We start from the raw sequence: 24,636 nt of genomic DNA, 5'->3' as shown, positions 1-24,636 counted from the left end.
AAAACGGCCTCGCAAGAGGCCGTTTTACTGTGCCCGGTGAAACCGGGTATCACTGCGCTTAAGGGTTAACAACCATCGACTTGGAGATACTAGTGCTATCAGGGTAGGTCACTTCTAACACCAGCTCTCCTCCGCCGTCGGTTGTATCCAGCTCGACGAAGTAGCCGCCAAGGCCACAACTCGTTCGGTTATCAATTCCGGTGTCGCTGTAGATAATGCCCGAGGTACTGATTTGGGTATAGGAGGTGCGCCCGGACGTCTGTAGGTCGCCGCCGGCGGTAAATTCAATCTTGGTACCGGCGGGCGCGGGATTTAATACTCCACTGGGGGCCTCATCCATGACACAGGCCAGTGCGATCGATACCCCTGTCAAGCTGCCTGCCTCCCATGCTTTATTGGTCTCATTGTTCCAACAGTCATACCAGCCAAAATCACCGTCGCCATCGTCATCTGAAAGATCGAAGTAGCAGAAGTACGCCTTCGGGTTGGCACCAGACATTGCAATAACGCCCGAAACATTCAGGTCCACCAGTTCCCGGCTGCAGTCGCCGTTGGTCAGGGGCGCCCCCCGACACAGCAGGCCGTTGTAGTGGCTATCGCCGCCATCCCACTGACCGTTGCCGTTTCGGTCGATAAACACCTCTCCAACATCATATTGACCGTTTTCATTAGCATCGATGTAGACCTCATGCTCATCGACACCGTCCCACTCGCCCTGGTCATAGAAGCCATTGCCATTGGCATCGTCGAAGGATTCCTCCCCCTCGATAAAAGCCGTTACAGTTACCCGGCCATCCTCAGGGCGAGGGTCCTGAGAAAACCAATCTACCGAGCAATGACCATCAGTGGTATGGCAATTGGCCTCGATCAAGCCCCCATCGGTAATAAATGAGATGGCCGTACCATCCGGCACCGGGTTATTGAAGTGATCGCCCGCCGACGCGGTAACTAGGACCCGCACGCCATTGTAGGGCCAGGCCTGGGGATTGAGCACCGAGAAGCTGAGATCGAAACTGTCCTTATCGGGCAGGCCGGTGCCAACCCGCAACTCCTGGGAGACCGCCACGATCAGCGGATCGCTGTCCACCACCTCGGCCTTCACCCGGAAGGGCCCAGGCAGGTTTTTGGAGGTCACCGTGACCGACACCATCCCCTGGTTGTCACTCCTGGCCTGCAGGGTATTCAGGGTAAAGCGCTCCTCACCGCTGGCCGGGGAGAGGGCCACATCCACCCCCTGCTTGGGCTGGCCGTTCTGATCCAGCACCTGGAACATCAGCGTGGTCGTGCGTACGCCCCCGGTCCCCTCCAGCTGCAGGTAGTCCGGGGTGGCCGAGAGATACTGGATACTGGCGATGGGCACCGCCGCCAGGGGCACGGTGACGCTGTCGGTGGCTGTGCTGCTGCCCAGGGTCAGGGTGGCGGTAATCTGGTCCTGCTGCTCACAGCCGGTGGAACGGTAAGTGGCCACCGCCTGTCCCTCCTGGGAAAGAACCTGTTCATCGATCTCCGCCTTGCCGCCAAGGGCACAGGTGGAAGAGAAGGTCACCGGCAGGGGATCCAGATAGGGCTGGCCGTTCACCGTCAGTGACGCGGTCACCGCCATGGTGGAGCCATCGGAGAGCACCTGGCCATCGGCCAGGCTGGTGGACACGGTCAGCCCCGCCTGAATGGCGTTGATCTGGGCATAGATCTGGGTAGTGGCGTCGGCGTAGCTGGCACTGATGGCCACCACCCCTTCATCGTCATCGGCCTGGATGCGAAGCAGGGCGCTGCCATCCTCACCGGTCAGCACCCGGCCATCGGCGGGGATCAGGCTGCCCTTGTCACTGTACACGTTAACCAGCTCCCCGTCGGAGCCGGAACCGTCGCGCCGGGCCATCACCCTCAGCACCGCCGCCTTCTGGGCATCGAAACCGCTACTTTGGCTACAGCCATCGAGGGTGTCGGCAAAGGGATCCGGACAATCCCACATAGTCATCTCGAGGGTATGGCTGGCGGCTGTGCTGTCACCACTGCCGGTGGCGCCACCGCCAGGCTGCCAGTTCTCGGGCCGCTCCGACGGGTCTTGCTGATCCAGGCTGCCATCGCCGCCGCAGCCCGTCATCAATCCTAGTGCGAAAAGAAAAGCAAAAATTTCCCGCAAACCTGCATATTTCATCAGAAGCATCCATACATTCCATGAGAGTGCTTTTTTCTATAGTCCAAGATTGCTGGATAATCAAACCATCGTCAGTTCAATGTCTTGATATTGACGCCTTATTGCCTGAAGTTGCGCCAATATTAAAGTTTACTGGGAATTTATAGGCCTTTGAAAAAATAACGCATCAAAAACACCAAAAAATGCAATAATTATGCCTCGTTTCCCCCTTCAGCCAGCCATAACTCCTTGCCGAGGGACGCCGGCATCCGTTTCTGGTGCGGACCTTGAGCTGGTCAATCGAAACAGTCGCCCAGGGGGAAAAGCACGCCCCAAAAGGCGCAAAAGGCAGGATATGGCCAAAGAACAACCCTGCCCCAGGGCTCTGCTGGCTGGGCGGTCTCTTCCCAAACAGAGGATGACTGACAGACGCAGCCGATCAGCTGCGGCCAGTCAGGTGTCCCAGCATGGTCTTGACCCGCTGCCAGAAGCCGGGACGTGGCGACGCCTCCGCCATCGGCTCCGGCAGCACCACCCTGGGCGACAGGCTCTGCAGCAGTGCCTCCAGAGAGTCCGCCACCCGGGTCTCCGGCTCCATGCCGGGCAGTTCCAGCCAGATGGAACCGTCGCCGTTGTCCAGCACCAGCATCAGGTCGGAGTCGGCCATCACCCCGATAAACCAGGTCGGCGGCTGCTTCAGCTTCTGCTTCATCATGGCATGACCGATGAGGTTCTCCTGCAGAAACTCGAAATCCTCCTCGTTCCACGGCTGCAGCAGTTCCCCGGCGCCGAAGGGGGCATCGAAGCCGGGATTGCCCGCATAGTAGTGGCCGTAGAAGGCTGCCAGGCTGGGATGCAGGGTCAGTTCCAGGGCCCGGGCCAGGTTGGCAAAATCGAAGGGCGCGCGCGCCGCCGGCTGCCACAGTTGCCCCCGGGGGTGATCACCGGCGCCGGCGGGGCCGGACTCGGGGCGATCGGTCACCGGCAGATGGCCGTGGGTCTGGCGCCAGGCGCGGGCGTGGCGGTCGAAAAACTGGCCAAGGGGCGAGCTGAGGTTCATGGTGTTGGCCTCTGTGGGTTAGAATAGCGGGATATTGTGCCACGTTTCGGAATCACTATGACAGATCACCACGATCCCTATCAGGGCGCCGAGGCCCTCGAGGGACTGACCCTGGGCCACCAGACCCAGTACCAGGATCACTACGCCCCCGAGCTGCTGCAGGGGGTGCCCCGACAGCTCAACCGCGACGCCATCGGCCTGGGCGACGAACTGCCGTTCGACGGCGCCGACGTCTGGACCGGCTTCGAGCTTTCCTGGCTCAACGCCAGGGGCAAACCTATGGTGGCCATCGCCCATTTCGCCCTACCGGTCACCTCCGGCAACCTGGTGGAGTCCAAGTCGTTCAAACTCTACCTCAACAGCTTCAACCAGACCAAATTCAACAGCGTCGAGGCGGTGCAACAGGCCCTGGCCAAAGATCTCAGTCAGTGTGCCCAGGGAGAAGTGAGCGTTCGCATACTGCTGCCGGCGGAGTTCGAGCAGGAGCGGGTGGCGGAGTTCGACGGCGAGCTGATCGACGATCTGGACATCGCCATCGACGACTACCGGTTCAACCCGGACTACCTCGAGGGCGCCGCCAGCGGTGAGGTGGTGGAGGAGACCCTGCGCTCCAATCTGCTCAAGTCCAACTGCCTGATCACCTCCCAACCGGACTGGGGCAGCGTACAGATCCGCTACCGGGGCAAGGCGATCGACCGGGAGAAGCTGCTGCGCTACCTCATCAGCTTCCGTCGCCACAACGAGTTCCATGAGCAGTGCGTCGAACGGATCTTCATGGATCTCAAGCGCTACTGCGGCTGTGAACGGTTGACCGTCTACGCCCGCTACACCCGCCGTGGCGGCCTCGACATCAACCCCTTCCGCAGCGACTTCGAGCCGCTGCCCGCCAACGTCCGTCTGGCCCGCCAGTAATAGCCCCACAAAGGCAATGGCTACTTTGTAATCAAAATTTGCATCCGGAGGCGGCCATTCTGTAGAATGCCCGCCGCCTTGAGGAGCTATAGGAACACCATGTTTAAGCCAGAACTGCTGTCCCCCGCGGGAACTTTGAAAAATATGCGCTACGCCTTCGCCTACGGTGCCGACGCGGTCTACGCCGGTCAGCCCCGTTACAGCCTGCGGGTGCGCAACAATGACTTCAACCTGGACAACCTGGCCACCGGCATCGAAGAGGCCCACCAGCTGGGCAAGAAGCTGTATGTGGTGTCCAACATCGCCCCTCACAACTCCAAACTGAAGACCTACCTGCGCGACATCGCGCCGGTGATCCAGATGAAGCCGGATGCGCTGATCATGTCCGATCCCGGGCTGATCATGATGGTGAAAGACGCCTTCCCCGAGCAGAGCATTCACCTGTCGGTGCAGGCCAACGCCATCAACTGGGCCAGCGTCAAGTTCTGGGAGCGCCAGGGAATCGATCGGGTGATCCTCTCCCGGGAGCTCTCCCTGGACGAGATCGAAGAGATCCGCCAGCAGTGCCCCGAGATGGAGCTGGAGGTGTTTGTCCACGGCGCCCTGTGCATGGCCTACTCCGGCCGCTGCCTGCTCTCCGGCTACATCAACAAGCGGGACCCCAACCAGGGCACCTGCACCAACGCCTGCCGCTGGAACTACAACGTCCATGAAGCCAAGGAGACCGAATCCGGCGACGTGGTGGCGGTCAATCCCGCCGACAGCGGCGTGCAGATGGTGGAGCCCACCCTGGGCCAGGGCCCCACCAGCGACCAGGTGGTGCTGCTGCAGGAGGCCAACCGTCCCGGCGAATACATGCCCGCCTTCGAGGATGAACACGGCACCTACATCATGAACTCCAAGGATCTGCGCGCCATCCAGCATGTGGAGCGCCTGGCGACGATGGGAGTGCACTCCCTGAAGATCGAGGGCCGGACCAAGAGCTTCTACTATGTGGCCCGCACCGCCCAGCTCTACCGCAAGGCCATTGATGACGCCGCCGCGGGCCGCCCCTTCGACCCCAACCTGATGCTCTCTCTGGAATCCCTGGCCCACCGCGGCTACACCGAGGGCTTCCTGCGCCGTCACACTCACGACGAGTACCAGAACTACGACTACGGCTACTCCGTGTCGGAGAAGCAGCAGTTCGTGGGCGAACTGACCGGAGAGCGCAACGGCCAAGGCCTGGCGGAGGTGCTGGTGAAAAACCGCTTCGAGGCGGGCAACAGCGTCGAGCTGATGACCCCGGCGGGTAACCTCAACTTCAACCTGGCGCACATCGAGAACCACAAGGGCGAACAGGTGGAGATTGCCCCGGGCAATGGCCACACCGTCTACCTGCCCCTGCCCGAAGAGCTGGACCTGTCCCATGCCATCCTGATGCGCAACCTGGATGAGGGCCAGACCACCCGCAACCCGGTCAAGCCGGCCTAAGGGGCGGACACCGTCAGAAAGAAGGCGCCCTAGGGCGCCTTTTTGTTGCCAGGCTAAACTTATGGTAAAGTCGCCGCCCTTAGCGACAATCGACCGACAGCGACATGGCCCTGATTATTCTCGACAGCTGCATCAACTGCGACATGTGTGAACCTGAGTGCCCCAACCAGGCGATCAGCATGGGTGAGGAGATCTATGAGATCGATCCTGACCGCTGCACCGAGTGCGTCGGCCACTACGACAAGCCCACCTGCGTCAGTGTCTGCCCCATCGACTGCATCGACCCGGACCCCGAACACCGGGAAGATGACGCCACCCTGATGGCTAAATATCTGATCCTGACAGGAAAGGCATAGTTCTCAGCCGGGCCACGGCCGCCTGCAAGGGCTCGGGCACCGGAGGCAACAGGCTGACCCTGCCCAACAGCGCCTTCAACTCCATCGCCAGTTCCGTCTCCCCGCGCATCTCCAGCTGCCGCTGGAAGAACAGCCCATCGGCATCCCCCTCACCACAGGCGAGGATGGCAAAGGCCCGCAAGTTACCCAACAGCTCGGCTGGCTCACTGCCGTCGGCCCAGGCCACCTGCCAGCGTCCCTGCGCCAGCCCAAGTGCCAGGGCCCAGGGCGCGCCGGTCACCGCGATGGCGATGCGCCGCCCTTCGAGAAAATCGAGATCCCCCTGGCGAACCAGGTCACCGAATCTATGGTTAAGCAGCGGGGTGAGCGCCAGGGCGATCGGCGCCACCGGGGGCTTGGGCAGGCTCATGGGCGTATGAAATCCGTTCACAGATCAAAAAATCATTGTAATCAGGACTTTTGTCACAATCAGTGTTCAGGATCAAAGTCTGGTCAGATGGTTTGGGTAGAGTGTCACGACGCGATATTGGAACCTGGAACACGGACAATGGAACTGCTTGCCCCTGTGGCCAACCTGGCCGCACTGGACAACGCCCTGGACGCCGGCGCCGACGCCGTCTATGTCGGTCTCAAGAACGACACCAATGCCCGCCGCTTCGCCGGCATCAACTTCACCCCTGCCGAGCTGGAGGAGGCTTCCCGCCGCTGCCGGAATCGGCACAAGGCGCTGATGGTGGCCATCAACACCTTTCCCCAGCCCGGCCAGGAGAGCCGCTGGCAGGACGCTGTCGCCGTGGCCGCAGAGGCCGGCGTCAAGGCGCTGATCATGGCCGATCCCGGCCTGCTGGCCTATGCCCGGAAACACTATCCCGATGTGGAGCGCCACCTGTCGGTGCAGGCCAGTGCCGCCAACCTGCCCACGCTCAGGCTGTTTTACCGGGAGTTTGGCATCACCCGGGCGGTACTGCCACGGGTGCTGGACATAGAGACCGTGGAAGCGATCTGCGCCGCCAGCCCGGTGGAGATCGAGGTGTTTGCCGGCGGCAGCCTGTGCGTCATGGCTGAGGGACGCTGCCAGCTCTCCCACTACGTCAGTGGCCACTCCCCCAATTCCGGTGGCGCCTGCTCCCCCGGCAGCCTGGTGAGCTGGGGCGAACGCAACGGCCAGCGGGAGGTGCGCCTGGACGGCCACCTGCTGGACCAGGTCCAGCCCGGGGAGGCCGGCGGCTATCCCACGGTCTGCAAGGGCCAGTACCTGGTGGAGGGCAAGCCCCTCTACCCCATCTCCCGCCCCTGCTCGCTGTCCACCCTGCCGCTGCTGGCCCGCTTCGGCCGCGCCGGCGTGGCGGCCCTAAAGCTGGAGGGGCGTCAACGCAGCCCCTACTACACCCGCCAGGTCACCCGGCTGTGGCGCGAGGCCATCGATCGCTGGCGGGCGGATCCCGACCACTACCGCAGTGAGCCCGGCTGGCAACAGAGGCTGAAACCCCTGGCGGAGGGAGGCCTGATCACCGCAGGCGCCTACCTGAGCAGCTGGCACTGAGGGGGATAACTATGCAACTGTCACTGACTCTCAACTGCTGGCCCCTCACCCGCCAGCAGCAGCAGACGCAACTGGATCAGCTGGATCAGGCGCCGGTGCAGCGCATCGTCGTCGGGGAGACCGTGTGTGAGAAGCGGGACCGCCCCGCCCTGCGCACCCTGCTGGAGACGGCGGAGCTGGCGCAAGCCCGCGGCATCCAGGTGGTGCTGGCCAGCCTCAACCTGGTCAACGGCCCCCGGGAACTGAAGCTGGTGGAACAGGTGTGCACTCAGCAGAGCCTGATGGTGGAGGCCAACGATCTCACCGCCGCCGCCCTGCTCAGCGATCTGGGCCGGCCGTTCTGGGCCGGCGCCAACCTCAATCTCTACAACAGGGATAGCCTGGCCTGGGCTGCCCGGCTCGGCGCCACCGGCTATCAGCCGCCCATTGACATGAGCGAACAGAATATGACGCTGCTGCTTGAGGCGGGGGATGATCTGGGCCTGGAGGGAGAGATCCTCGGCTTTGGCTGGCCGCAGCTGGCGGTGTCCGCCCGCTGCGCCAGTGCCCGCATCCATGGTCGCAACAAGGCGCACTGTGACAAGGTGTGTCAGCAGCATCCGGTGCCGATGGCCAGCACCCTGGAGCAGGAACCGCTACTGTGGCTCAACGGACCGCAGAACCACGGCGTCAGGCCGGTGGATCGGCTGGACAGTGTCGAGGCGTGGCGCCGGGCCGGAGCCCACTGGCTAAGGGTGATTCCTGGCCCCTGGCAGCAGGGTCAGTGGCTGGCGAGCCTGACCGGGCTCAGGCATCCGCAAGGGGCGAGTCGTCTGCGTCGCGAAATACCAGTACCAGGGCATAGAACAGCCACAGGGTAACACACAGCAGCAGCAGCCAGCCGGTCAGGGCGGGCCACCAGATGACCGGGCGCATCTCACCGAACAGGCCGTAGGGGTAGCGGTCCTGCAACACCAGCAGGGCATCCTGGCGCAGCAACAGGCTGGTGGCCAAAGAGGCCGCCGCCACCGCCGGGATCACCCCCCATCGCGGTGGCTTGTCCATCAGGATCGAGCGGCAGTAGACCAGGGCACAGAGGATGGTCATTCCGTAGAACGCCATCATCGCCTTGGAGTGCAGATTGCCGACATTGACCGGGAACAGGCCGCAGCCGGACAGACACAGGCTGAGCAGCACCCCACACACCAGCAATGGCGACCTGAAATGTTTGTTAATCAGCCAATTAGAGAAGATAAACGACAGACTTAACGCCAAGCCGCCGAAGAACAGCCCACCGTTCACCATCACCGCCAACGGCGAGGTATCACCGTAGCGGCCCAGCTCCGACAGACTGTGATTGAGGAAACTGAAGTGTTCACCCGCTTCGCCCCGAAACGCCAGGGCCGCCACCAGGGAGGGCACCACCAGCAACGCCAGGGCGGCAATGCCGATGCGATTGGTGAGACGGACCAAAGGACGATGCTGATATTTCATGGATTTTTCCGCAAAGACAACCGGGCTAGTTTAGCTACACTAACCCGGCATGGAAAGGGTTATCCGCGGATGTGGTAGTCTCCTTCGACCAACCACTTATACGTGGTCAACGCCTCCAGCCCCATGGGACCTCGGGCATGCAGCTTCTGGGTACTGACCGCCACCTCGGCGCCCAGGCCAAACTGGCTGCCGTCGGTGAAGCGGGTGCTGGCGTTGATGTACACCGCCGCCGAATTGATGCTGGCGGCAAAGTAACGGGCGTTGGCCATGTCCTGGGTAAGGATCGACTCAGAGTGCTCGCTGGAATGGTCACGGATATGGTCGATGGCGTCATCCACATCGGCCACCACCTTGATGCCCAGGGTCAGCGACAGCCACTCCCGATCGAAATCCCCCTCTTCGGCCGCCTCCAGCTCCACCAGCTTCTGGCTGGCCTGGCACCCCTTGAGGGTCACCCCTTGGGGCGCCAGCCGGGCCTTAACCTTGGGCAGCAGCGCCGCCGCCACCGCCTGGTGTACCAGCAGAGTATCCAGGGCGTTGCACACGGTGGGGCGCTGCACCTTGGCGTTCTCGATCACCTCCAGGGCCCGGCTCAGATCGGCGCTCTGATCCACAAACAGGTGGCAGATGCCGATGCCGCCGGTGATCACCGGAATGGTGGCCTGCTCCTTACACAGCTGATGCAAGCCGGCCCCACCCCGGGGAATGATCATATCCACATGGCTGTCCAGCTTCAGCAGCTGGGCCACTAGGGCCCGGTCCGGATCGGCGATCAGGCCAATGGCGGCCTTAGGCAGGTCATGAATCTTCAGGGCCCGGTGGATCACCGCCACCAGCGCCAGGTTGGAGCGCAGGGTCTCCTTGCCGCCCCGCAGGATGGCGGCATTGCCGGTCTTCAGGGCCAGCACGGCCACGTCGATGGTGACATTGGGGCGCGCCTCGTAGATCACCCCCAGCACCCCAAGGGGGATGCGGCGACGGCTCAGGCGCATGCCGTTGGCCAGCAGCTTGGAGTCCAGGTCTTCTCCCACCGGGTCCGGCAGACCGATGACGGTGTGGATATCCTCGCGGATCCCGGCCAGGCGCTCCGGCGTCAGCAGCAGCCGATCCAGCATCGCGCCGCTGAGCCCCTGTGCTTCTGCCTCCTTCACATCCTCAGCGTTGGCTTCCAGGATGGTGGCCTCGTGAACCTGAAGCTGGTCGATGATGGTCTGCAGCAGGGCATCCTTCTGCGCCCGGCCCAGGCCCAGCAGGGCAAAGCTGGCTCGACGGGCGTCTCGGCCCATTAGTTGTAGATCTGTCGTCATAGAATCACCAAGTCATTTCGGTGCACCGCCACGGTGCCGTAACTGAATCCCAGATGTTGCTCAATCTGCTCTGAGTGACAGCCGATGATCCGCGTCAGGCTGGCGTGATCGTAACGCACTATGCCGCGGCCGATGGGATGCCCCTCGGGATCGCAGATGGACACCGCCGCCCCTCGATCGAACCGTCCCTTGATGGCGGTAATCCCCTTGGGCAGCAGGCTGGATCCCTGCTCCACCAAGGCGCGCACCGCCCCGGCATCAACGGTGATGCTGCCGCTGGCCGTCGGGGCCGCCAGCAGCCACTGCTTACGGGCATCCAGGGGCGCCTCATCGGCGCAGAAGCGGGTGCCCACCGACTCGCCTCGCACCAGTCGTTCGATCACCCCCTCGCTGTGACCCGCGGCGATGGCCACCGGGATGCCAGCCCGCTGGGCCACGTCCGCTGCCTGCAGCTTGGTGGCCATGCCTCCGGTGCCCAGGTTGGTGCCACTGCCGCCGGCCAGCTTGCGCAGCTCATCGGTAATGCGGTTCACCTCGCTGATCAGCTCCGCTTCCGGGTTGGTGCGGGGATCCGCGGTAAATAGGCCGCTCTGATCGGTGAGCAGGATCAGCTTATCGGCATCCGCCAGCATCGCCACCAGGGCCGAAAGGTTGTCGTTGTCCCCCACCTTGATCTCGGCGGTGGCCACGGCGTCGTTCTCATTCACCACCGGGATGATGCCGAAATCCAGCAGCGCATGCAGGGTATCGCGGGCATTGAGGTAGCGCTCGCGGTCGTTGAGGTCGGCCCGGGTCAGCAGCATCTGACCTACGTGCATGCCGAACAGGTTGAACAGGTGCTCCCAGGTCTGCATCAGATGACTCTGCCCCACCGCCGCCAGCATCTGCTTGCTGGCGACGCTGGCGGGCAGAGCCGGCTGCCCCAGATGCTCGCGGCCGGCGGCGATGGCGCCGGAGGTCACCAGGATGATTTCACAGCCACTGCGCTTGAGACGGGCCATCTGCCGGACCAGCTCCACCATATGGGCACGATCCAGGCTGTTGCCACCGGAGGTCAGCACGCTGGTGCCCAGCTTGACCACCACGCGTTTGTAGGGAACGGAGAGAGAAGACATCGGAATCACTGATAAAAATACATCCCTCCTTTATAACCCAGGCCAATTCAAAGCACATCTTAAAAACGACAAAAGGCGCCCCCAAAGGGGACGCCTATCACGATATGTTGCTTTTTTATACTGGCTTTTTATAGCACTGCGTATTTCACGATGAAGGCCAGGGCCAGCACCAGGATCGCCGGGTTCAACTGCTTCACTCGACCGGTCATCAGCTTCAGCGCCGCGTAGCTGATGAAGCCGGCGGCGATACCGTGGGAGATGGAGTAGCTGAGCAGCATCACCAGGGTGGTCAGCACCACGGGGGCCGCTTCGGTCAGGTCTTCCCAGTCCACACCCACCAGGCCGGACATCATCAGGATCGCCACGTACAGCAGCGCCCCGGTGGTGGCGTAGGCGGGTACCATTCCCGCCAGGGGAGAGAACAGCAGGCAGGCGATAAACAGTACGCCGACCACCACGGCAGTCAGGCCAGTGCGGCCACCGGAGGCCACACCGGCGGTGCTCTCCACATAGCTGGTGGTGGTGGAGGTGCCCAGCATGGCACCGGCAATGGTGGCGGTGGAGTCGGCGAACAGCGCCTTGGACAGGCGGGGCAGGCGGCCACGGTCATCCAGTAGGTTACCGCGCTGAGCCACGGCAATCAGGGTGCCAGAGGTATCAAACAGGTCGACAAACAGGAAGGCAAACACGATGGAGATCATGCCCACATCCAGGGCACCGGCCAGATCCATCTGCATCAGGGTCGGGGCGATGGAGGGGGGCGCGGCGATCACCCCGGTAAACTCCTGCTTGCCGGTCAATACCGCCACGGCGCTGACCACCAGGATGCTGATCAGCACCGCCGCCTTATTGCGAAAGTGCACCAGGGTGATCACCAGCAGGAAGCTGAACATCGCCATGATGCTCTCGAACTTGGTGACGTCCCCCAGGGAGACCAGGGTGGCCGGATTATCGACGATGATACCGGCACCTTGCAGGCCGATGAACGCAAGAAACAGTCCGATGCCGGCGGCGATACCAAGACGCAACGACATGGGAATGGCGTTGACGATCCACTCACGCACCTTGAACAGCGACAGCAGCAGGAAGCAGATACCGGAGAGGAATACCGCCCCCAGGGCGGTTTGCCAGGCGTAGCCCATCTGGCCCACCACCACGAAGGTGAAGAAGGCGTTCAACCCCATGCCGGGCGCCAGGGCGATCGGGTAGTTGGCAACAAACCCCATGATAAAGCAGCCGATGGCGGCCGCCAGACAGGTCGCAACGAACACTGCCCCGGAGTCCATGCCGGCCATCTCCAGCATGGAGGGATTCACGAAGATAATATAAGCCATAGCCAGGAAGGTCGTCAGGCCAGCGATCACCTCTTGGCGCACACTGGTCCCATGAGCCTTCAGCTTGAAGAGCTTTTCCATCATAGGATGTCCTAATTTTTAATTTTTTAATATTTTGGGTACAGAATTTCTGCCTGGAGCAGATGCGGCGCAATTATGCGGATTTCGTCTCCCCTCAGCAAGGGACGGGAGTAAAAGGAACCTGAAACTGTTGCGATAATGCTCAGGAATGTGATCCCGGTGAGCAGAACCTGCACACATCCGGCTAGCGGGTTTGGGCGGAGAAAAGCCCCAAAAGAGATAAAAAAACGCCGGCAACAGGGTTGCCGGCGCAAAAGGATGACAAATGTTCGGCCTTACCGTCCCGGCCAAAGGGGCCGGCGACACAGATGAGGTCAAATAACTGAATAAATTACAATAGGTTGATGCTTAGCGAGCGAAGTAGATCGCCGCGGCATTCCAGCTGGCGCTAGCCCAGCTGCCAATCAGATTTACAGAGTAATCGACTGGGGCTTTCATAAGGCATTCTCCTCAATTCGTTGTTGGCACAAATACTGTGCAATTCCTTGGCACAACGACTCGATTCCCTGGAGAGCATGCTGCCTCAGCGCTTTGAGGCGTGGGCGGCTCCGCCGCCTTGGGGAGCGCTTAACCGGCGTAGTAGATGGCGGTAGCGTTCCAGTCAGTTGCAGACCAGGTGCCGTACAGGCGGACTTGGTATTCAAACTGGGTATTCATAGGGTGTTCTCCTAAATTTGCTTACACTGATTGTCAAAATTAGTGGTGCGGTTCCCTGGCACAGCACTCGGTTCCTTGGAGACGCTTTGCCTCATCGAGGCGATGGCGGCTTGGCCGCCGAACGTTACCTGTTACCAGCGAAGTAGATGCTGGTGGCATTCCACTGGCCCTGGGACCAGGAGCCGTAAAGGGTAACATCGTAACCGAATGGGTAGTTCATAATCTTTTCTCCGATAAAGTTGCTAACACCTAGTACAAGTGGTGCGGTTCCCTGGCACAGCAGTCTCGGTTCCTTGGAGAAACTCTCGTCCCAAGGTTGGGACGATGAAGACCAACTCGGTCTTTACTAGGGGGAGTTGCCTCCCGACGCTTGCTATAATACCAATCTGTAATTTTATTACAAGCTTTTCTGTGAGTCTTTTTAAAAAAACGGCCATTTTTGTAAGTTTATTACATGATAACCAAATGATATGGCCCTGGATGCGGCGCATCAGATCACCTTTCGTTAGGAATTTGCGACAGGCGACACGGGACTGGCCCAGGGCGCAGAGCCGGATCACGGTTACGGGGCCCGTTTCACGCCTGGGGAGCAGTAGAGAGAACCGGGAGGCCGGGCAGCCCCCCGATGTCGGGCGCCTACAGCTCCTCCATCATCGCCAGCAGGGTGGCCACCGGCCGGGCAGTCGGCTTGCCATAGAGGGGATCCCGCTTCTCCACCGCGGCGGCGGCGATGTCCACGTGCAGGTAGGGGATGGGCAGGTCACTGGCCAGCTGGTGTCTATCCAGCCCCGAGGCCTTGAGCAGAAACGCCTGGGGAAACTGGTGGCCGCGGCTGATGTTCACCGACGCCCCGTTATTGGAGGAGAGCAGGTCCTCGGACTCACTGCGGGGCGCCACCTGGGCGAAGTCCTCGCGGCGCAGGGTGGAGAGCTCCACCGGTTCGCCCCAGCGCTCGCCGATCTGCTGCATCAGTTGCCCCTGCTGAGAGACACGGGCCACGCTGTTTTCCACCACCCCGGTATAGGGGCCGTAGGCCCGCACCACATGACCGGTGAGGGTGGCCAGGGAGAACACCCTGGGGGCCGGCGACCCCTGGGCCGCCTCCCGAAGATGGGACAGCAGATCCGCCAGCACCAGCCTGCCTTCGGCATCGGTATTGCCGATGCGCACCCGGATACCGGCATGGCTAGTGATGATCTCATCGGGGACGAAGGCATCACTGCCGGCGGCATTGCGCACCAGTCCCAGCTCGGCGACCACCCGGATCCCCTGGGGCCTGAGCATCGCCACCGCCTTCATAAAGCCGGCGGCGGCGGCGGCGCCCCCCTTGTCACGGCTCATGCCGGCCATGGCCCCGCCCACCTTGAGATCGGCGCCACCGGTATCGAAGGTCACCCCCTTGCCGGCAATCAACCAGGTCTGATGGATCTCACCCTCGGGGTTGTAATCGATTCGAACCACCCGGGCGGCATGACGGGCAATGTTGAAGCTGGCCCGGGAGACGGCGCTCAGCAGCGGATACTCCCGCTCCAGTTGCTGGCGATCGTCGATCACCGACAGCTCCACCGGCTCCTCGGCAAACAGGCTGACACAGTAATCGGCAAAGGCCGGGGGTGCCATCTGCTCGGGATCGCCGCCACAGAGATCCCGCGCCGCCACCCGCCCCGCTTCCAGGGCATTGAGACGGACCACATCCTGGCCATTCATCAGACCGATGCGCACCCGGGGCTGCGACTCCACGTCCGGATTGAGATAGAGGCCCTGGGCAACGCCCAGGGCGGCCACCTCGGCGGCGTTCAGGTAACGGGGATCGCCCGCAGGCAGGTCCAGCAGCAGCAGCATGGCACGGGCGCCGGCACGAAACGCCATCTTGGCCCCCTCCTCGGCGGCTTCATAGACCCGCCGCACATCCTCGTAGTCGTCACTGAGGTCGCCGGTGGGAGCCAACAGCAGCCGCCCTCCCGCCAGGCCTGGGGCCAGCAGTAGGGTGGCTTCCTTGCCGGTGCGCTGATCCACCGAGGCGGCGTGGCTGACCAGCTGCGCCAGCTCCGGATGGCTCTCCAGGGCAAACTCCTGGCTGACCACCAACACCGCGTCCCAACCGCCCTCACCAAAAAGGGCGTCCTCGGCGGAGGTAAAAAATTCCACTTGTGCCATGATGTTCTCTTCCTTTTACACGGGGAAATCCTTGTCCGGCCACTATAGCACGTTGCCATGGCGGGGCTGTGGTAGACTGGCGGGACACTAGTAACAGGCGAATACAGGAGTACCCGCTCGTGCAGCCAATCAGCTCCCTCAGCCCACAGCCCCTGTGGCGCTGGTTTGAAACCATCTGCTCCATCCCCCACCCCTCCAAACAGGAGATCGCCCTTCGCGATCATATCCAGGCCTGGGCCGAGGCCCGCGGCCTGGAGACTCAACTGGACCAGGTGGGCAACCTCATCATCCGCAAGCACGCCACCGCCGGCATGGAGACCCGCAAAGGGGTGATCCTGCAGGCCCACCTGGATATGGTGCCGCAGAAGAACGCCGACACCGACCACGACTTCGGCACCGATCCCATTCGTGCCCACATCGATGGCGATTGGGTGACCGCCGACGGCACCACCCTGGGGGCCGACAACGGCATCGGCATGGCGTCCGCCCTGGCGGTACTGGAAGCGGATGACCTGGAGCATGGTCCCATCGAGGTGCTGCTGACCATCGACGAGGAGGCCGGCATGACCGGCGCCTTTGGCCTGGAAGCCGGTGTACTGACCGGGGAGATCCTGATCAACACCGACTCCGAGGAGGAGGGCGAAGTGTATATGGGCTGCGCCGGCGGCGTCGATGCCGCTTTGACCCTGACGGTGGCCCGCGAGGCCCTGCCGGAGGAGATGGCCACGGTGGAGATCGCCCTGACCGGCCTCAAGGGCGGCCACTCCGGCTGTGATATTCACCTGGGACGGGGCAACGCCAACAAGCTGCTGGCCCGTTTCCTGTTTGGCCATGGTGACGAGCTCGGCCTGCGCCTGTCGGCGCTGCGCGGCGGCTCCCTGAGAAACGCCATCCCCAGAGAAGCCTGGATGACCGTCAGCCTGCCCCAGGCCAACCTGGCCCGGCTGGAGCAACGCATCAGCGAGTTTCGCGCCCTACTGGAGAATGAACTGGCCGCGGTCGAGCCCGGCCTCTCCCTGACCCTGAGCAGCGCCGACGCGCCCGCCGAGGTGTTCGCTGCCGCCGATCAGCAGACGCTGGTGGCACTGATGCATGCCGCCCCAAACGGGGTGATCCGCATGAGCGACGAGTTCGACGGCGTTGTGGAAACCTCCCTCAACATGGGGGTGGTAACCACCCAGCAGTCCGGGGTGGAGATCCTCTGCCTGATCCGCTCCACCATCGACAGTGGCCGCTCAATGGTGGAGAACATGCTGTCCGCCCTGGCGCAGCTGGCAGGCGCCGAACTGAGCCTGTCGGGCGCCTACCCCGGCTGGCAACCCGATGCCGCCTCGCCCATCATGCAGGTCGTGCGTGAAACCTATCAGCGGAAGTTCGGCTCCCTGCCCAACATCATGGTGATCCACGCCGGCCTGGAGTGCGGCCTGTTCAAGAAGCCCTACCCCAAGTTGGACATGGTCTCTATCGGCCCGACCATCCGCTTCCCCCACTCCCCCGATGAGAAGGTGGAGATCGCCACCGTGGAGAAGTATTGGCAGTTGCTGACCGAAGTGTTGAAGGCGATACCCAACCGCTAAGATGCACAGAAAAGCCGTCCTGATGGACGGCTTTTTTGTGCCCGGCGCAGGGATCAAATCAGCTTCTTCTTTCTGACCGTCGGCTTGTTGTACTCCAGCACCAGATGTTCCACCTGGCGATGCGGCTCGGCGCGGCAGCTGGCTTTAAGCGCCTCATGGCGCTGCAACTCGCAGGCATTGACGATGGCGGCCCCCTTATCCTTGCCGAAGCGCCGCCTCAGGTAGCTCATGGCATTCTCTTCGGCGTAGGCCAGCAGGGCGGCCACCCTCTTGGCGTCGCCCTTCTCATCGTAGTAGTTCACGGTGCGACAAAAAGTCTTGTCCCCCACATAGAGGCTGAAATAGTCGGCGTCCCGCAGGGGTTTGTGTTGATAGAAGCCATAGCCAAGGCCATAGCAGACGCCCGCGACCAGGATCATCAGACCGGCGGCCAGGCACAGTTGTTTGGCAAAGGTTCTCATCCTTAACCTCCTTCCTTGCGCCGGCGGATTGCTGGTCACCGGCTGATGGCAAAGGCTGAGGGGCCAGCTTGGCCGATAGGGAATCAGACTCTGCCCGGAACCAGGCTCGCGGTGTCGATGGGATTCGTTGGAGTGGACACGCCTGGTTGTCCGCTTCGTCAACGCCTCTGGTGATTGGGCGGGCATTTTACAGAAGCTCAATGTCAGCTTAGTTGGTTGCTTAAGCAACGGTTTTGATGAGGATCAAACAAGACATCGATCACAGAGGCAGAGGCAGTTGCCGAAGAGTTTTCCCCTCCGCCAGCTCCACGGAGATCCCCACCAACCGTACCCGACGCCCCCCTCCCCGCCGGAAGGCGATCCCCATCAGCGCCAGAAACAGCTTGGGATCCAGCTGCTGGCTCTGCTGGCTGACCGTGGTCAGCTCGAAATCGGCAAACTTCAGCTTCACCGTCTGCCCCTTGATTCCTCGCTGAGCGGCGGCCAGGCGACGCTCGAGCTCAGGCAGCAGGGCGTCCAGTTGCGCCTCGCAGGCGGCCAGATCTGGCAGGTCCCGGGCCAGGGTGGTTTCCACACCGATCGACTTGCGGATACGGCTGGGCTCCACCGGCCGTTCATCGATGCCCCGACAGCGACGCCACAGCACCGGACCAAACTTGCCCAGCATCACCTCCAACTCCGCCTCAGACAGCCCCAGTACGTCCTCCCCCTTGAGCAGACCGCGGCGTGCCAGGCGCTCGGCTGTCTTGGGACCGACGCCGGGGATCTTCTTCAGGGACAGACGAGCGGCAAACTCGGCGGTGCGCTCAGGCGGGATCACCATCTGGCCGTTGGGCTTGTTCTCGTCGGAGGCCACCTTGGCCAGAAACTTGTTGGGGGCGATGCCGGCGGAGGCGGTCAGGCCGGTGGCCTCGAATATTTCGGCCCGAATCGCCTCGGCCATAAGGGTAGCGCTGCCCTGACAGTGGGACTTGCCGGTGACATCGAGAAAGGCTTCATCCAGGGAGAGGGGCTCCACCAGCTCGGTGTAATGGCGGAAGATGGCGTGGATCTGCTGGGACACCGCCTTGTAGACCGGCATCCTGTGGGGCACCAGTACCAGCTCCGGGCACAGTTGCTGGGCCCGGTGGGTCGGCATGGCGGAGCGCACTCCGAAGGCGCGTGCGGCATAGTTGCAGGTGGCGATCACCCCGCGGCCGGAGGCCTGGCCGCCCACGGCGATCGGCTTGTCCCGCAACTGAGGGTTGTCCCGCATCTCCACCGCGGCAAAGAAGCAGTCCATGTCGATGTGAATGATCTTGCGCTGCACCCGCATACCAATACTGTATATATAAACAGTTTAATCATACCACCCCGGAACCGAAAGCCCAACGATCAAAAGAGGCGCCAGAAGGCGCCTCCCATCACAGTGGTGGACCGGACCTAGACCCGATAGCTGTTCAGCCCCTGGGCCAGCTGCCTTCCCCCCTCCACCAGCTCCTCCAGGCTGCGCTCCAGCTGGTCGCCCCGCGAGACCGCCTCATCGGAGAGGCTGTTGACCCGGGTCACGGTGGCGGCGATCTCCTCGGCCACCCCGGCCTGCTGGGCGATGGCCTGGGTCATCTCCTGCACCTGCTGCTGAATCCCGGCCACCGCCTGGCCGGCCTGATCCAGGGTATCGACAACCTGATCGCTGCGTTGCTGGCTCTGTTGCAACTGCTCACAGCTTTGGGTCATCGCCTGCTCCGCCTCGATGCTGGCCTGCTGCAGACCGACGATGATCGACTGGATGTTGGCGGTGGAATCCTGGGTCTTGGACGCCAGGGTGCGCACCTCATCAGCCACCACGGCGAAGCCCCGCCCCTGCTCGCCGGCCCGGGCCGCTTCGATGGCGGCGTTCAGCGCCAGCAGGTTAGTCTGATCGGCGATGGTGCCAATGACATTGAGCACTTCGCCAATCTGGTCGGCGTTTTGCCTCAGTCGTGACACCAGCTCACTGGACTCCTGCATCTGTCCGGCCAGCTCGGCCAGGGATGCCTTACCCTCCCCCATGGCCAGACCCGCCTGGCCCATCTGCCGATGCACCTGCTCGGCATGACGGGCCACCTGCTCCGCCTGGCTGGCCATCTCGGCGCTGGTCTGCGCCATCTGACTGGTGGCAGTGGAGGCCTGCTCCACCTCCCCCTTCTGGGCCGACATGGAGGAGAGGGTTTCCTGCCAGACGTCGGTGGCCAGGGTGCTGCTGCGCGACACCGATTCGGTCAGGCCCATGCTTTGATTCACCAGCTGGTGGACCCGATCGGCAAACTGGTTAAACGCCCGGCCCAATTGGCCCAGCTCATCCTGGCGATTGAGCTTGATGCGCTGGCTAAGATCGCCGTCCCCCTGGGCAATCGCCTCCATCGCCGCCACCAGGCGCCGGATCTGCGACTTGAAGGGCAGCAGCAGCAGCCACACCATCGCAGAGACCAGCAGGGTCAGCATCACCGACACGGTGCCGGTGGCCCAGGCCTCTTCGGTCACCTGGGCACTGACCACATCGGCGGGTAACAACAGCCCCAGTTTCCAGTGCACCTGGGGAAACTCGCTGTCCACCGGCTGCCACAGCACCAGTTGCTGCTGGCCCTGGAGTCGCACCTCGCCCTGCCCCTGGGCGCTGGCCAGCAGTTCTCGGGCCAGTAGGGCAAACCCCTCGGAGTCACTGAACTGGCGATCAACCTCACTCAGCAGCGACCCGGGGGGAAACGCCTCGGAGAACAGGGGAAAGAACACCAGCTTGCCGTCACCGGTCACCAGGAATGGCTGCCCCTGCCCCTCGTAGGTCACCTGGGAAAGCAGGGTTTCCCCGATGGTGGAGATAAGGATATCCATACCACCGATCCCCAGGAAGCGACCGTCGGCGTCATACACCGTCTGCTTCACCGTGGCCGACACCGAACCATCGTTGGCGTCCACCGCCGGCTCGGTCACGTAGAGCCTGTCTTTGGCCAGCGCCTCACCCCACCAGGGGCGTTTGCTGGTGTAGTAGCTGGGGTCGTCCGAGTAGCGGCCGTTGAGGTCGAAGTACTCATGGGTGGCTTCACTGCCGAAGAAGAGGCTCTTGATGGTGCTGTCTTTATCTGAGAAGTGACGGAAGTATCGGGTCACCTCAGGATAGTCGTCGAAGGGACTCAGCTCACCGCCCCGGTCGTCGTAGGCGGCGAAGAAACGCTGAACCTGGGGGCTGGCAAACACCGAATGGACGATGGCGCCCTTGGCTTCGAAGAAGGCAGCGATCTTACCGGCCTTGTCGGACACCAACTGGCTGACCTCGTGGCTTACCTGTTGCCGAGTCGCCTCACGGGTCTGGCTGACCTGGTAGATGGTCATCAGCGTGAGAATCAGAAAGAGGGCACCACCGATGGATCCCACCAGCTGCCGGGTTAAAGAGGCTCTGAACCAGTCCATAGTCTTCCCTGAAATTGTTGTTTTCACACAGGTATTTCGCCTATCGGCAAAATTACCCAAACTGAAGATGATACAAGCTCTCGAGAGGGGCACCAGTTTCGAACCAGCAAACACTCAGTTTCACCGACTGGATGCACCCACAGCAGCAGCAATCACCAGAACGGCTCCCGGCCCCCTCCTTTCAAACCATGTTCAGCATACTGACAGAAAATAAATTTCAGCGAAACATTCCAGCAAAGTATTATAAATCTTTGTAAATAAGCAAAAATTATAGAATCCACTCGTGAGAAAAAACGCCTTGCCCATAAGCTCGGTTCGCACGCCGGGACCGGGGGGGAGAAAGCCGGCCTGACCCGGCCGTCGGCGAGACAAAAAAAACGGGCTCCCCATGACAGGGGAGCCCGCTGAGACTGGCTGGAGAGGGCGATCAGAGGATCCGTTGCTGCTCCATCAGCTTCTGACGACGGGCCTCATCGGCCATCCTCTTCTTGCGTCGGTCGCAGGGCTCTGGGCAGTCACAGGCCTTGTCGACACCGACAGCTCCGAGGCCACCGCAGGAACCGCTGATGGTCTTACGTTTGACGATGTAGCCGATGGCCATCAGTCCCACCAGGGACACCATCACCAAGAAGGTAGCGATAAAGGTGTTCATGACTGTGTCTCCTTGCGCTCCAGATACTGCTTAAAGGCGGGGCTGTAGTGCACTCGGAACTGACCCTGGGAGCGCTCGATAAGCATCACCGCCAGGTCCTGTGCCTCGGCAAGGGCCAGTCCCCTGTCGACGCCCAACACCATCATCGCCGTGGCCAGGCCATCGGCGGTCATGCAGCTGTCGGTAAGCACCGTCGCCGACACCACATGATGCTTCACCGGTCGGCCGGTGGCCGGATCGATGATGTGGGAGAACTGTTCGCCGTCCTCCTCGAAGAAGTTGCGATAGTCCCCGGAGGTGGCCACCGCCATGTTGCCGGGTTCAATCACATTGAAGACGTCACGACCCATGGCATCCGGCTGCTCGATGGCCACCCGCCAGGGCTGACCTCCGGGCTTCACCCCCTTCACCCTGAGCTCGCCGCCCACCTCCACCAGGTAGTTGTGGATGCCACGGGCCTCCAGGACCTGGGCTACCACATCGACACCATAACCTTTGGCAATGGCGGAGAGGTCCACCTTGAGATCGGACTCTGACTTGAACAGCCAGCGCCCCTTGATGGACAGCTTGTCATCCCCGGTGCTGCCCTTGATGCGGGCGATCTCTGCCTCGTCGGGAGCATGTTCGATGCGGCCGTCCGGGCCGAACCCCCACAGGTTGACCAGTGGGCCCACGGTCACGTCCAGGGCACCGTCGGTCAACCGGGTCAGCCGCTTGGCCTCCTGCAACACGGTGGCGAACTCGGCACTGATCTCCATGCCGCCCACCCGTCCCAAGCGGTTGAAACGGCTCACCTCCGAGTTGCGCTTCCAGGTCGACATGGAGCGGTTTACCTGGCCGAGGCGCAGGTCAATCTCGCCCTGGAGCAACAGGGGATCGTGCTGCTTGGGCGCATCCACCCAGCTGACATGATAGGTGGTGCCCATGGTGTGACCGGACACGGACTCCACCTGGGGAGCCTGAGTGCAGCCGGAGAGAAATATGGCCAGCCCGACAAGGGCCAGCCACAGGGTTTTGGGGGCTCGATACAGCATGAAGCCTCTCAGGTTAGCCGCCGAAGTCATCCAACAGGATGTTTTCGTCTTCCACACCCAGGTCCTTGAGCATGTTGATCACCGCGGCGTTCATCACCGGCGGTCCACACATGTAGAATTCGCAATCCTCGGGTGCTTCGTGGTTCTTCAGGTAGTTCTCGTAGAGTACGTTGTGAATGAACCCGGTGTAACCGTCCCAGTTGTCCTCGGGCTGAGGATCGGACAGGGCCACGTGCCACTGGAAGTTGTCATTCTCCGCCGCCAGGCCGTCGAAGTCCTCGACATAGAACATTTCGCGCTTGGAGCGGGCACCGTACCAGAAGCTGATCTTACGATCGGAGCCCAGACGCTTCAACTGATCGAAGATGTGGGAACGCATCGGCGCCATACCGGCTCCCCCACCGATGAACACCATCTCGTTCTTGGTCTCCTTGGCGAAGAACTCGCCGAAGGGGCCGGAGATGGTCACCTTGTCACCGGGCTTCAGGCTCCAGATGTAGGAGGACATCTTGCCCGGAGGCAGGGTCAGGTTGTTTGGCGGAGGCGTGGCGATACGCACGTTCAGCATGATGATGCCCTCCTCCTCCGGATAGTTGGCCATGGAGTAAGCGCGGACGGTCTCCTCATCCACCTTGGACTCCAGCTTGAAGAAACCGAAGCGCTCCCAGTCGGAGCGGTACTCTTCCGGAATGTCGAAGTCCGCGTACTTCACGTGGTGGGCAGGGGCTTCAATCTGGATGTAACCACCGGCACGGAAAGGCACCACCTCGCCGGCAGGGATCTTCAGCTTCAGCTCCTTGATAAAAGTGGCCTTGTTATCATTGGAGATAACCTCGCACTCCCACTTCTTGATACCGAACACCTCTTCGGGCAGTTCGATATCCATATCCCGTTTCACCGCCACCTGGCAGGCGAGACGACAGCCCTCCTTGGCCTCCTTCTTGGAGATATGGTCCAGCTCGGTGGGCAGGATCTCACCGCCCCCCTCATGCACCGTCACCCGGCACTGGCCGCAGGAACCACCGCCACCACAGGCGGAGGAGATGAAGATGCCGTTGCCGGCCAAGGCGCCCAGCAGCTTGTCGCCGGCCCCTGTGGTGATGCTCTTATCGGCATCGTCATTGATCTTAATCGTCACGTCACCGGCGGCGACCAGCTTGGATTTGGCGAACAGAATCACCAGCACCAACACCAGTACAATCGCGGTAAACATGGTTACGCCGAGTACAATTTCCATCGACACGTCCTTTTACTTCAACTCTCGGCGCCGCTTACAGCGACACTCCGGAAAATGACATAAAGCCCAGGGCCATCAGGCCGGCGGTCACGAAGGTGATGCCCAGACCGCGCAGTCCATCGGGTACGTCGGAGTACTTCATCTTTTCGCGGATACCCGCCAGCAGCACGATGGCCATGGCCCAACCCACACCGGCCCCCAGGCCGAACACAACGGACTCGATGTGGCCGTATTCACGGTTGGCCATGAAGGAGACGGCCCCGAAGATGGCACAGTTCACCGTAATCAGGGGCAGGAAGATCCCCAAGGCGTTGTAGAGCGGTGGGAAGAACTTATCCAGGATCATCTCCAGGATCTGCACCAGGGCCGCAATCACGCCGATAAAGGTGATGAAGTTGAGGAAGCTCAAATCCGAGTTGGGCATACCCACCCAGGAGAGAGCACCCGGCTTGAGAATGAACTGGAAGATGAGCTGGTTAAAGGGTACCGCCAGAGTCAGTACCACGATAACGGCCACGCCCAGGCCCATGGCGGTCTTGACCTTCTTGGATACCGCCAGGAAGGTACACATCCCCAGGAAGAAGGAGAGCGCCATGTTTTCGATGAAGATCGCCCGAACCAGCAGGCTGATGTAATGTTCCATA

General features: G+C 61.9%; 21 protein-coding genes. 6 read left to right on the top strand and 15 right to left on the bottom strand.

Annotation, left to right across the window (positions count from 1 at the left end; translation table 11 throughout):
- Positions 1–58: 58 nt before the first annotated feature.
- Positions 59–2,104, bottom strand: coding sequence for an Ig-like domain-containing protein (locus tag FCL40_RS06080; protein ID WP_136852276.1), 2,046 nt, complete (start codon positions 2,102–2,104; stop codon positions 59–61).
- 472 nt (positions 2,105–2,576) lie between these two features.
- Positions 2,577–3,197 carry a SecY-interacting protein gene (gene syd / locus FCL40_RS06075; protein ID WP_136852275.1) on the bottom strand — a complete coding sequence of 207 codons (621 nt, stop codon included), beginning with the start codon at positions 3,195–3,197 and terminating at the stop codon, positions 2,577–2,579.
- A gap of 57 nt (positions 3,198–3,254) precedes the next feature.
- Between syd and queF the strand changes: the two genes are divergently transcribed.
- The 3 genes from queF to FCL40_RS06060 all read left to right on the top strand — a co-directional run bounded on the left by queF (position 3,255) and on the right by FCL40_RS06060 (position 5,938).
- Entirely contained in the window at positions 3,255–4,109 is an 855-nt protein-coding gene (gene queF, locus FCL40_RS06070) for an NADPH-dependent 7-cyano-7-deazaguanine reductase QueF (RefSeq protein ID WP_136852274.1), read from the top strand.
- Positions 4,110–4,208: 99 nt separating this feature from the next.
- Positions 4,209–5,582: a prephenate-dependent tRNA uridine(34) hydroxylase TrhP gene (gene trhP / locus FCL40_RS06065; protein ID WP_136852273.1), complete on the top strand. Its 1,374-nt coding sequence runs from the start codon at positions 4,209–4,211 to the stop codon at positions 5,580–5,582.
- Positions 5,583–5,686: 104 nt separating this feature from the next.
- Positions 5,687–5,938 carry a YfhL family 4Fe-4S dicluster ferredoxin gene (locus FCL40_RS06060; RefSeq protein ID WP_136852272.1) on the top strand — a complete coding sequence of 84 codons (252 nt, stop codon included), beginning with the start codon at positions 5,687–5,689 and terminating at the stop codon, positions 5,936–5,938.
- Here the strand turns inward: FCL40_RS06060 and ubiT are convergent.
- Positions 5,907–6,347, bottom strand: coding sequence for a ubiquinone anaerobic biosynthesis accessory factor UbiT (ubiT, locus tag FCL40_RS06055; RefSeq protein WP_136852271.1), 441 nt, complete (start codon positions 6,345–6,347; stop codon positions 5,907–5,909). The two genes, FCL40_RS06060 and ubiT, sit on opposite strands and share 32 nt — an antisense overlap.
- Positions 6,348–6,485: 138 nt before the next feature.
- Between ubiT and ubiU the strand changes: the two genes are divergently transcribed.
- Positions 6,486–7,481, top strand: coding sequence for a ubiquinone anaerobic biosynthesis protein UbiU (ubiU, locus tag FCL40_RS06050; RefSeq protein WP_136852270.1), 996 nt, complete (start codon positions 6,486–6,488; stop codon positions 7,479–7,481).
- Between the two features lie 11 nt (positions 7,482–7,492).
- Complete coding sequence (locus tag FCL40_RS06045) at positions 7,493–8,341, top strand: hypothetical protein (RefSeq protein ID WP_136852269.1); 849 nt, start codon at positions 7,493–7,495, stop codon at positions 8,339–8,341.
- Here FCL40_RS06045 and FCL40_RS06040 read toward each other — a convergent pair.
- From FCL40_RS06040 to FCL40_RS06020, 5 genes are all read right to left on the bottom strand, one after another.
- Positions 8,268–8,954 carry a hypothetical protein gene (locus tag FCL40_RS06040; protein ID WP_136852268.1) on the bottom strand — a complete coding sequence of 229 codons (687 nt, stop codon included), beginning with the start codon at positions 8,952–8,954 and terminating at the stop codon, positions 8,268–8,270. The two genes, FCL40_RS06045 and FCL40_RS06040, sit on opposite strands and share 74 nt — an antisense overlap.
- Before the next feature lie 59 nt (positions 8,955–9,013).
- Positions 9,014–10,261: a glutamate-5-semialdehyde dehydrogenase gene (locus FCL40_RS06035; protein ID WP_136852267.1), complete on the bottom strand. Its 1,248-nt coding sequence runs from the start codon at positions 10,259–10,261 to the stop codon at positions 9,014–9,016.
- Entirely contained in the window at positions 10,258–11,376 is a 1,119-nt protein-coding gene (gene proB, locus FCL40_RS06030) for a glutamate 5-kinase (protein WP_136852266.1), read from the bottom strand. The genes FCL40_RS06035 and proB overlap by 4 nt, the downstream gene beginning before the upstream one ends.
- 128 nt (positions 11,377–11,504) lie before the next feature.
- Positions 11,505–12,794, bottom strand: coding sequence for an NCS2 family permease (locus tag FCL40_RS06025; RefSeq protein ID WP_136852265.1), 1,290 nt, complete (start codon positions 12,792–12,794; stop codon positions 11,505–11,507).
- A gap of 1,290 nt (positions 12,795–14,084) precedes the next feature.
- Entirely contained in the window at positions 14,085–15,605 is a 1,521-nt protein-coding gene (locus tag FCL40_RS06020) for a M17 family metallopeptidase (RefSeq protein WP_136852264.1), read from the bottom strand.
- Positions 15,606–15,724: 119 nt separating this feature from the next.
- Between FCL40_RS06020 and FCL40_RS06015 the strand changes: the two genes are divergently transcribed.
- Positions 15,725–17,182, top strand: a complete 1,458-nt coding sequence (locus FCL40_RS06015) for an aminoacyl-histidine dipeptidase (protein ID WP_136852263.1) — start codon at positions 15,725–15,727, stop codon at positions 17,180–17,182.
- 53 nt (positions 17,183–17,235) lie between these two features.
- On the opposite strand, the gene FCL40_RS06010 is transcribed toward FCL40_RS06015, so the two are convergent.
- The 7 genes from FCL40_RS06010 to nqrE form a co-directional block, all read right to left on the bottom strand.
- A complete protein-coding gene (locus FCL40_RS06010; RefSeq protein ID WP_136852262.1) occupies positions 17,236–17,643 on the bottom strand; it encodes a hypothetical protein in 408 nt (135 codons plus the stop codon).
- Between the two features lie 259 nt (positions 17,644–17,902).
- Positions 17,903–18,952 carry a DNA polymerase IV gene (dinB, locus tag FCL40_RS06005; RefSeq protein WP_407644138.1) on the bottom strand — a complete coding sequence of 350 codons (1,050 nt, stop codon included), beginning with the start codon at positions 18,950–18,952 and terminating at the stop codon, positions 17,903–17,905.
- A 113-nt stretch (positions 18,953–19,065) separates the two neighbouring features.
- Positions 19,066–21,069: a methyl-accepting chemotaxis protein gene (locus FCL40_RS06000; protein ID WP_169307021.1), complete on the bottom strand. Its 2,004-nt coding sequence runs from the start codon at positions 21,067–21,069 to the stop codon at positions 19,066–19,068.
- A 427-nt stretch (positions 21,070–21,496) separates the two neighbouring features.
- Positions 21,497–21,721: a (Na+)-NQR maturation NqrM gene (gene nqrM, locus FCL40_RS05995; protein ID WP_136852260.1), complete on the bottom strand. Its 225-nt coding sequence runs from the start codon at positions 21,719–21,721 to the stop codon at positions 21,497–21,499.
- Complete coding sequence (locus FCL40_RS05990; RefSeq protein ID WP_136852259.1) at positions 21,718–22,755, bottom strand: FAD:protein FMN transferase; 1,038 nt, start codon at positions 22,753–22,755, stop codon at positions 21,718–21,720. The genes nqrM and FCL40_RS05990 overlap by 4 nt, the downstream gene beginning before the upstream one ends.
- 13 nt (positions 22,756–22,768) lie before the next feature.
- Positions 22,769–23,992, bottom strand: a complete 1,224-nt coding sequence (gene nqrF, locus FCL40_RS05985) for an NADH:ubiquinone reductase (Na(+)-transporting) subunit F (RefSeq protein WP_136852258.1) — start codon at positions 23,990–23,992, stop codon at positions 22,769–22,771.
- A 34-nt stretch (positions 23,993–24,026) separates the two neighbouring features.
- Complete coding sequence (nqrE, locus tag FCL40_RS05980) at positions 24,027–24,635, bottom strand: NADH:ubiquinone reductase (Na(+)-transporting) subunit E (protein WP_136852257.1); 609 nt, start codon at positions 24,633–24,635, stop codon at positions 24,027–24,029.
- Position 24,636 lies beyond the last annotated feature (1 nt).

Source organism: Ferrimonas sediminicola (assembly GCF_005116715.1).
In the GTDB taxonomy this organism is placed as follows: Bacteria; Pseudomonadota; Gammaproteobacteria; order Enterobacterales; family Shewanellaceae; genus Ferrimonas; species Ferrimonas sediminicola.
The sequence above is the reverse complement of the archived record's forward strand: the minus strand, read 5'-3'. Positions and strand labels throughout refer to the sequence as shown.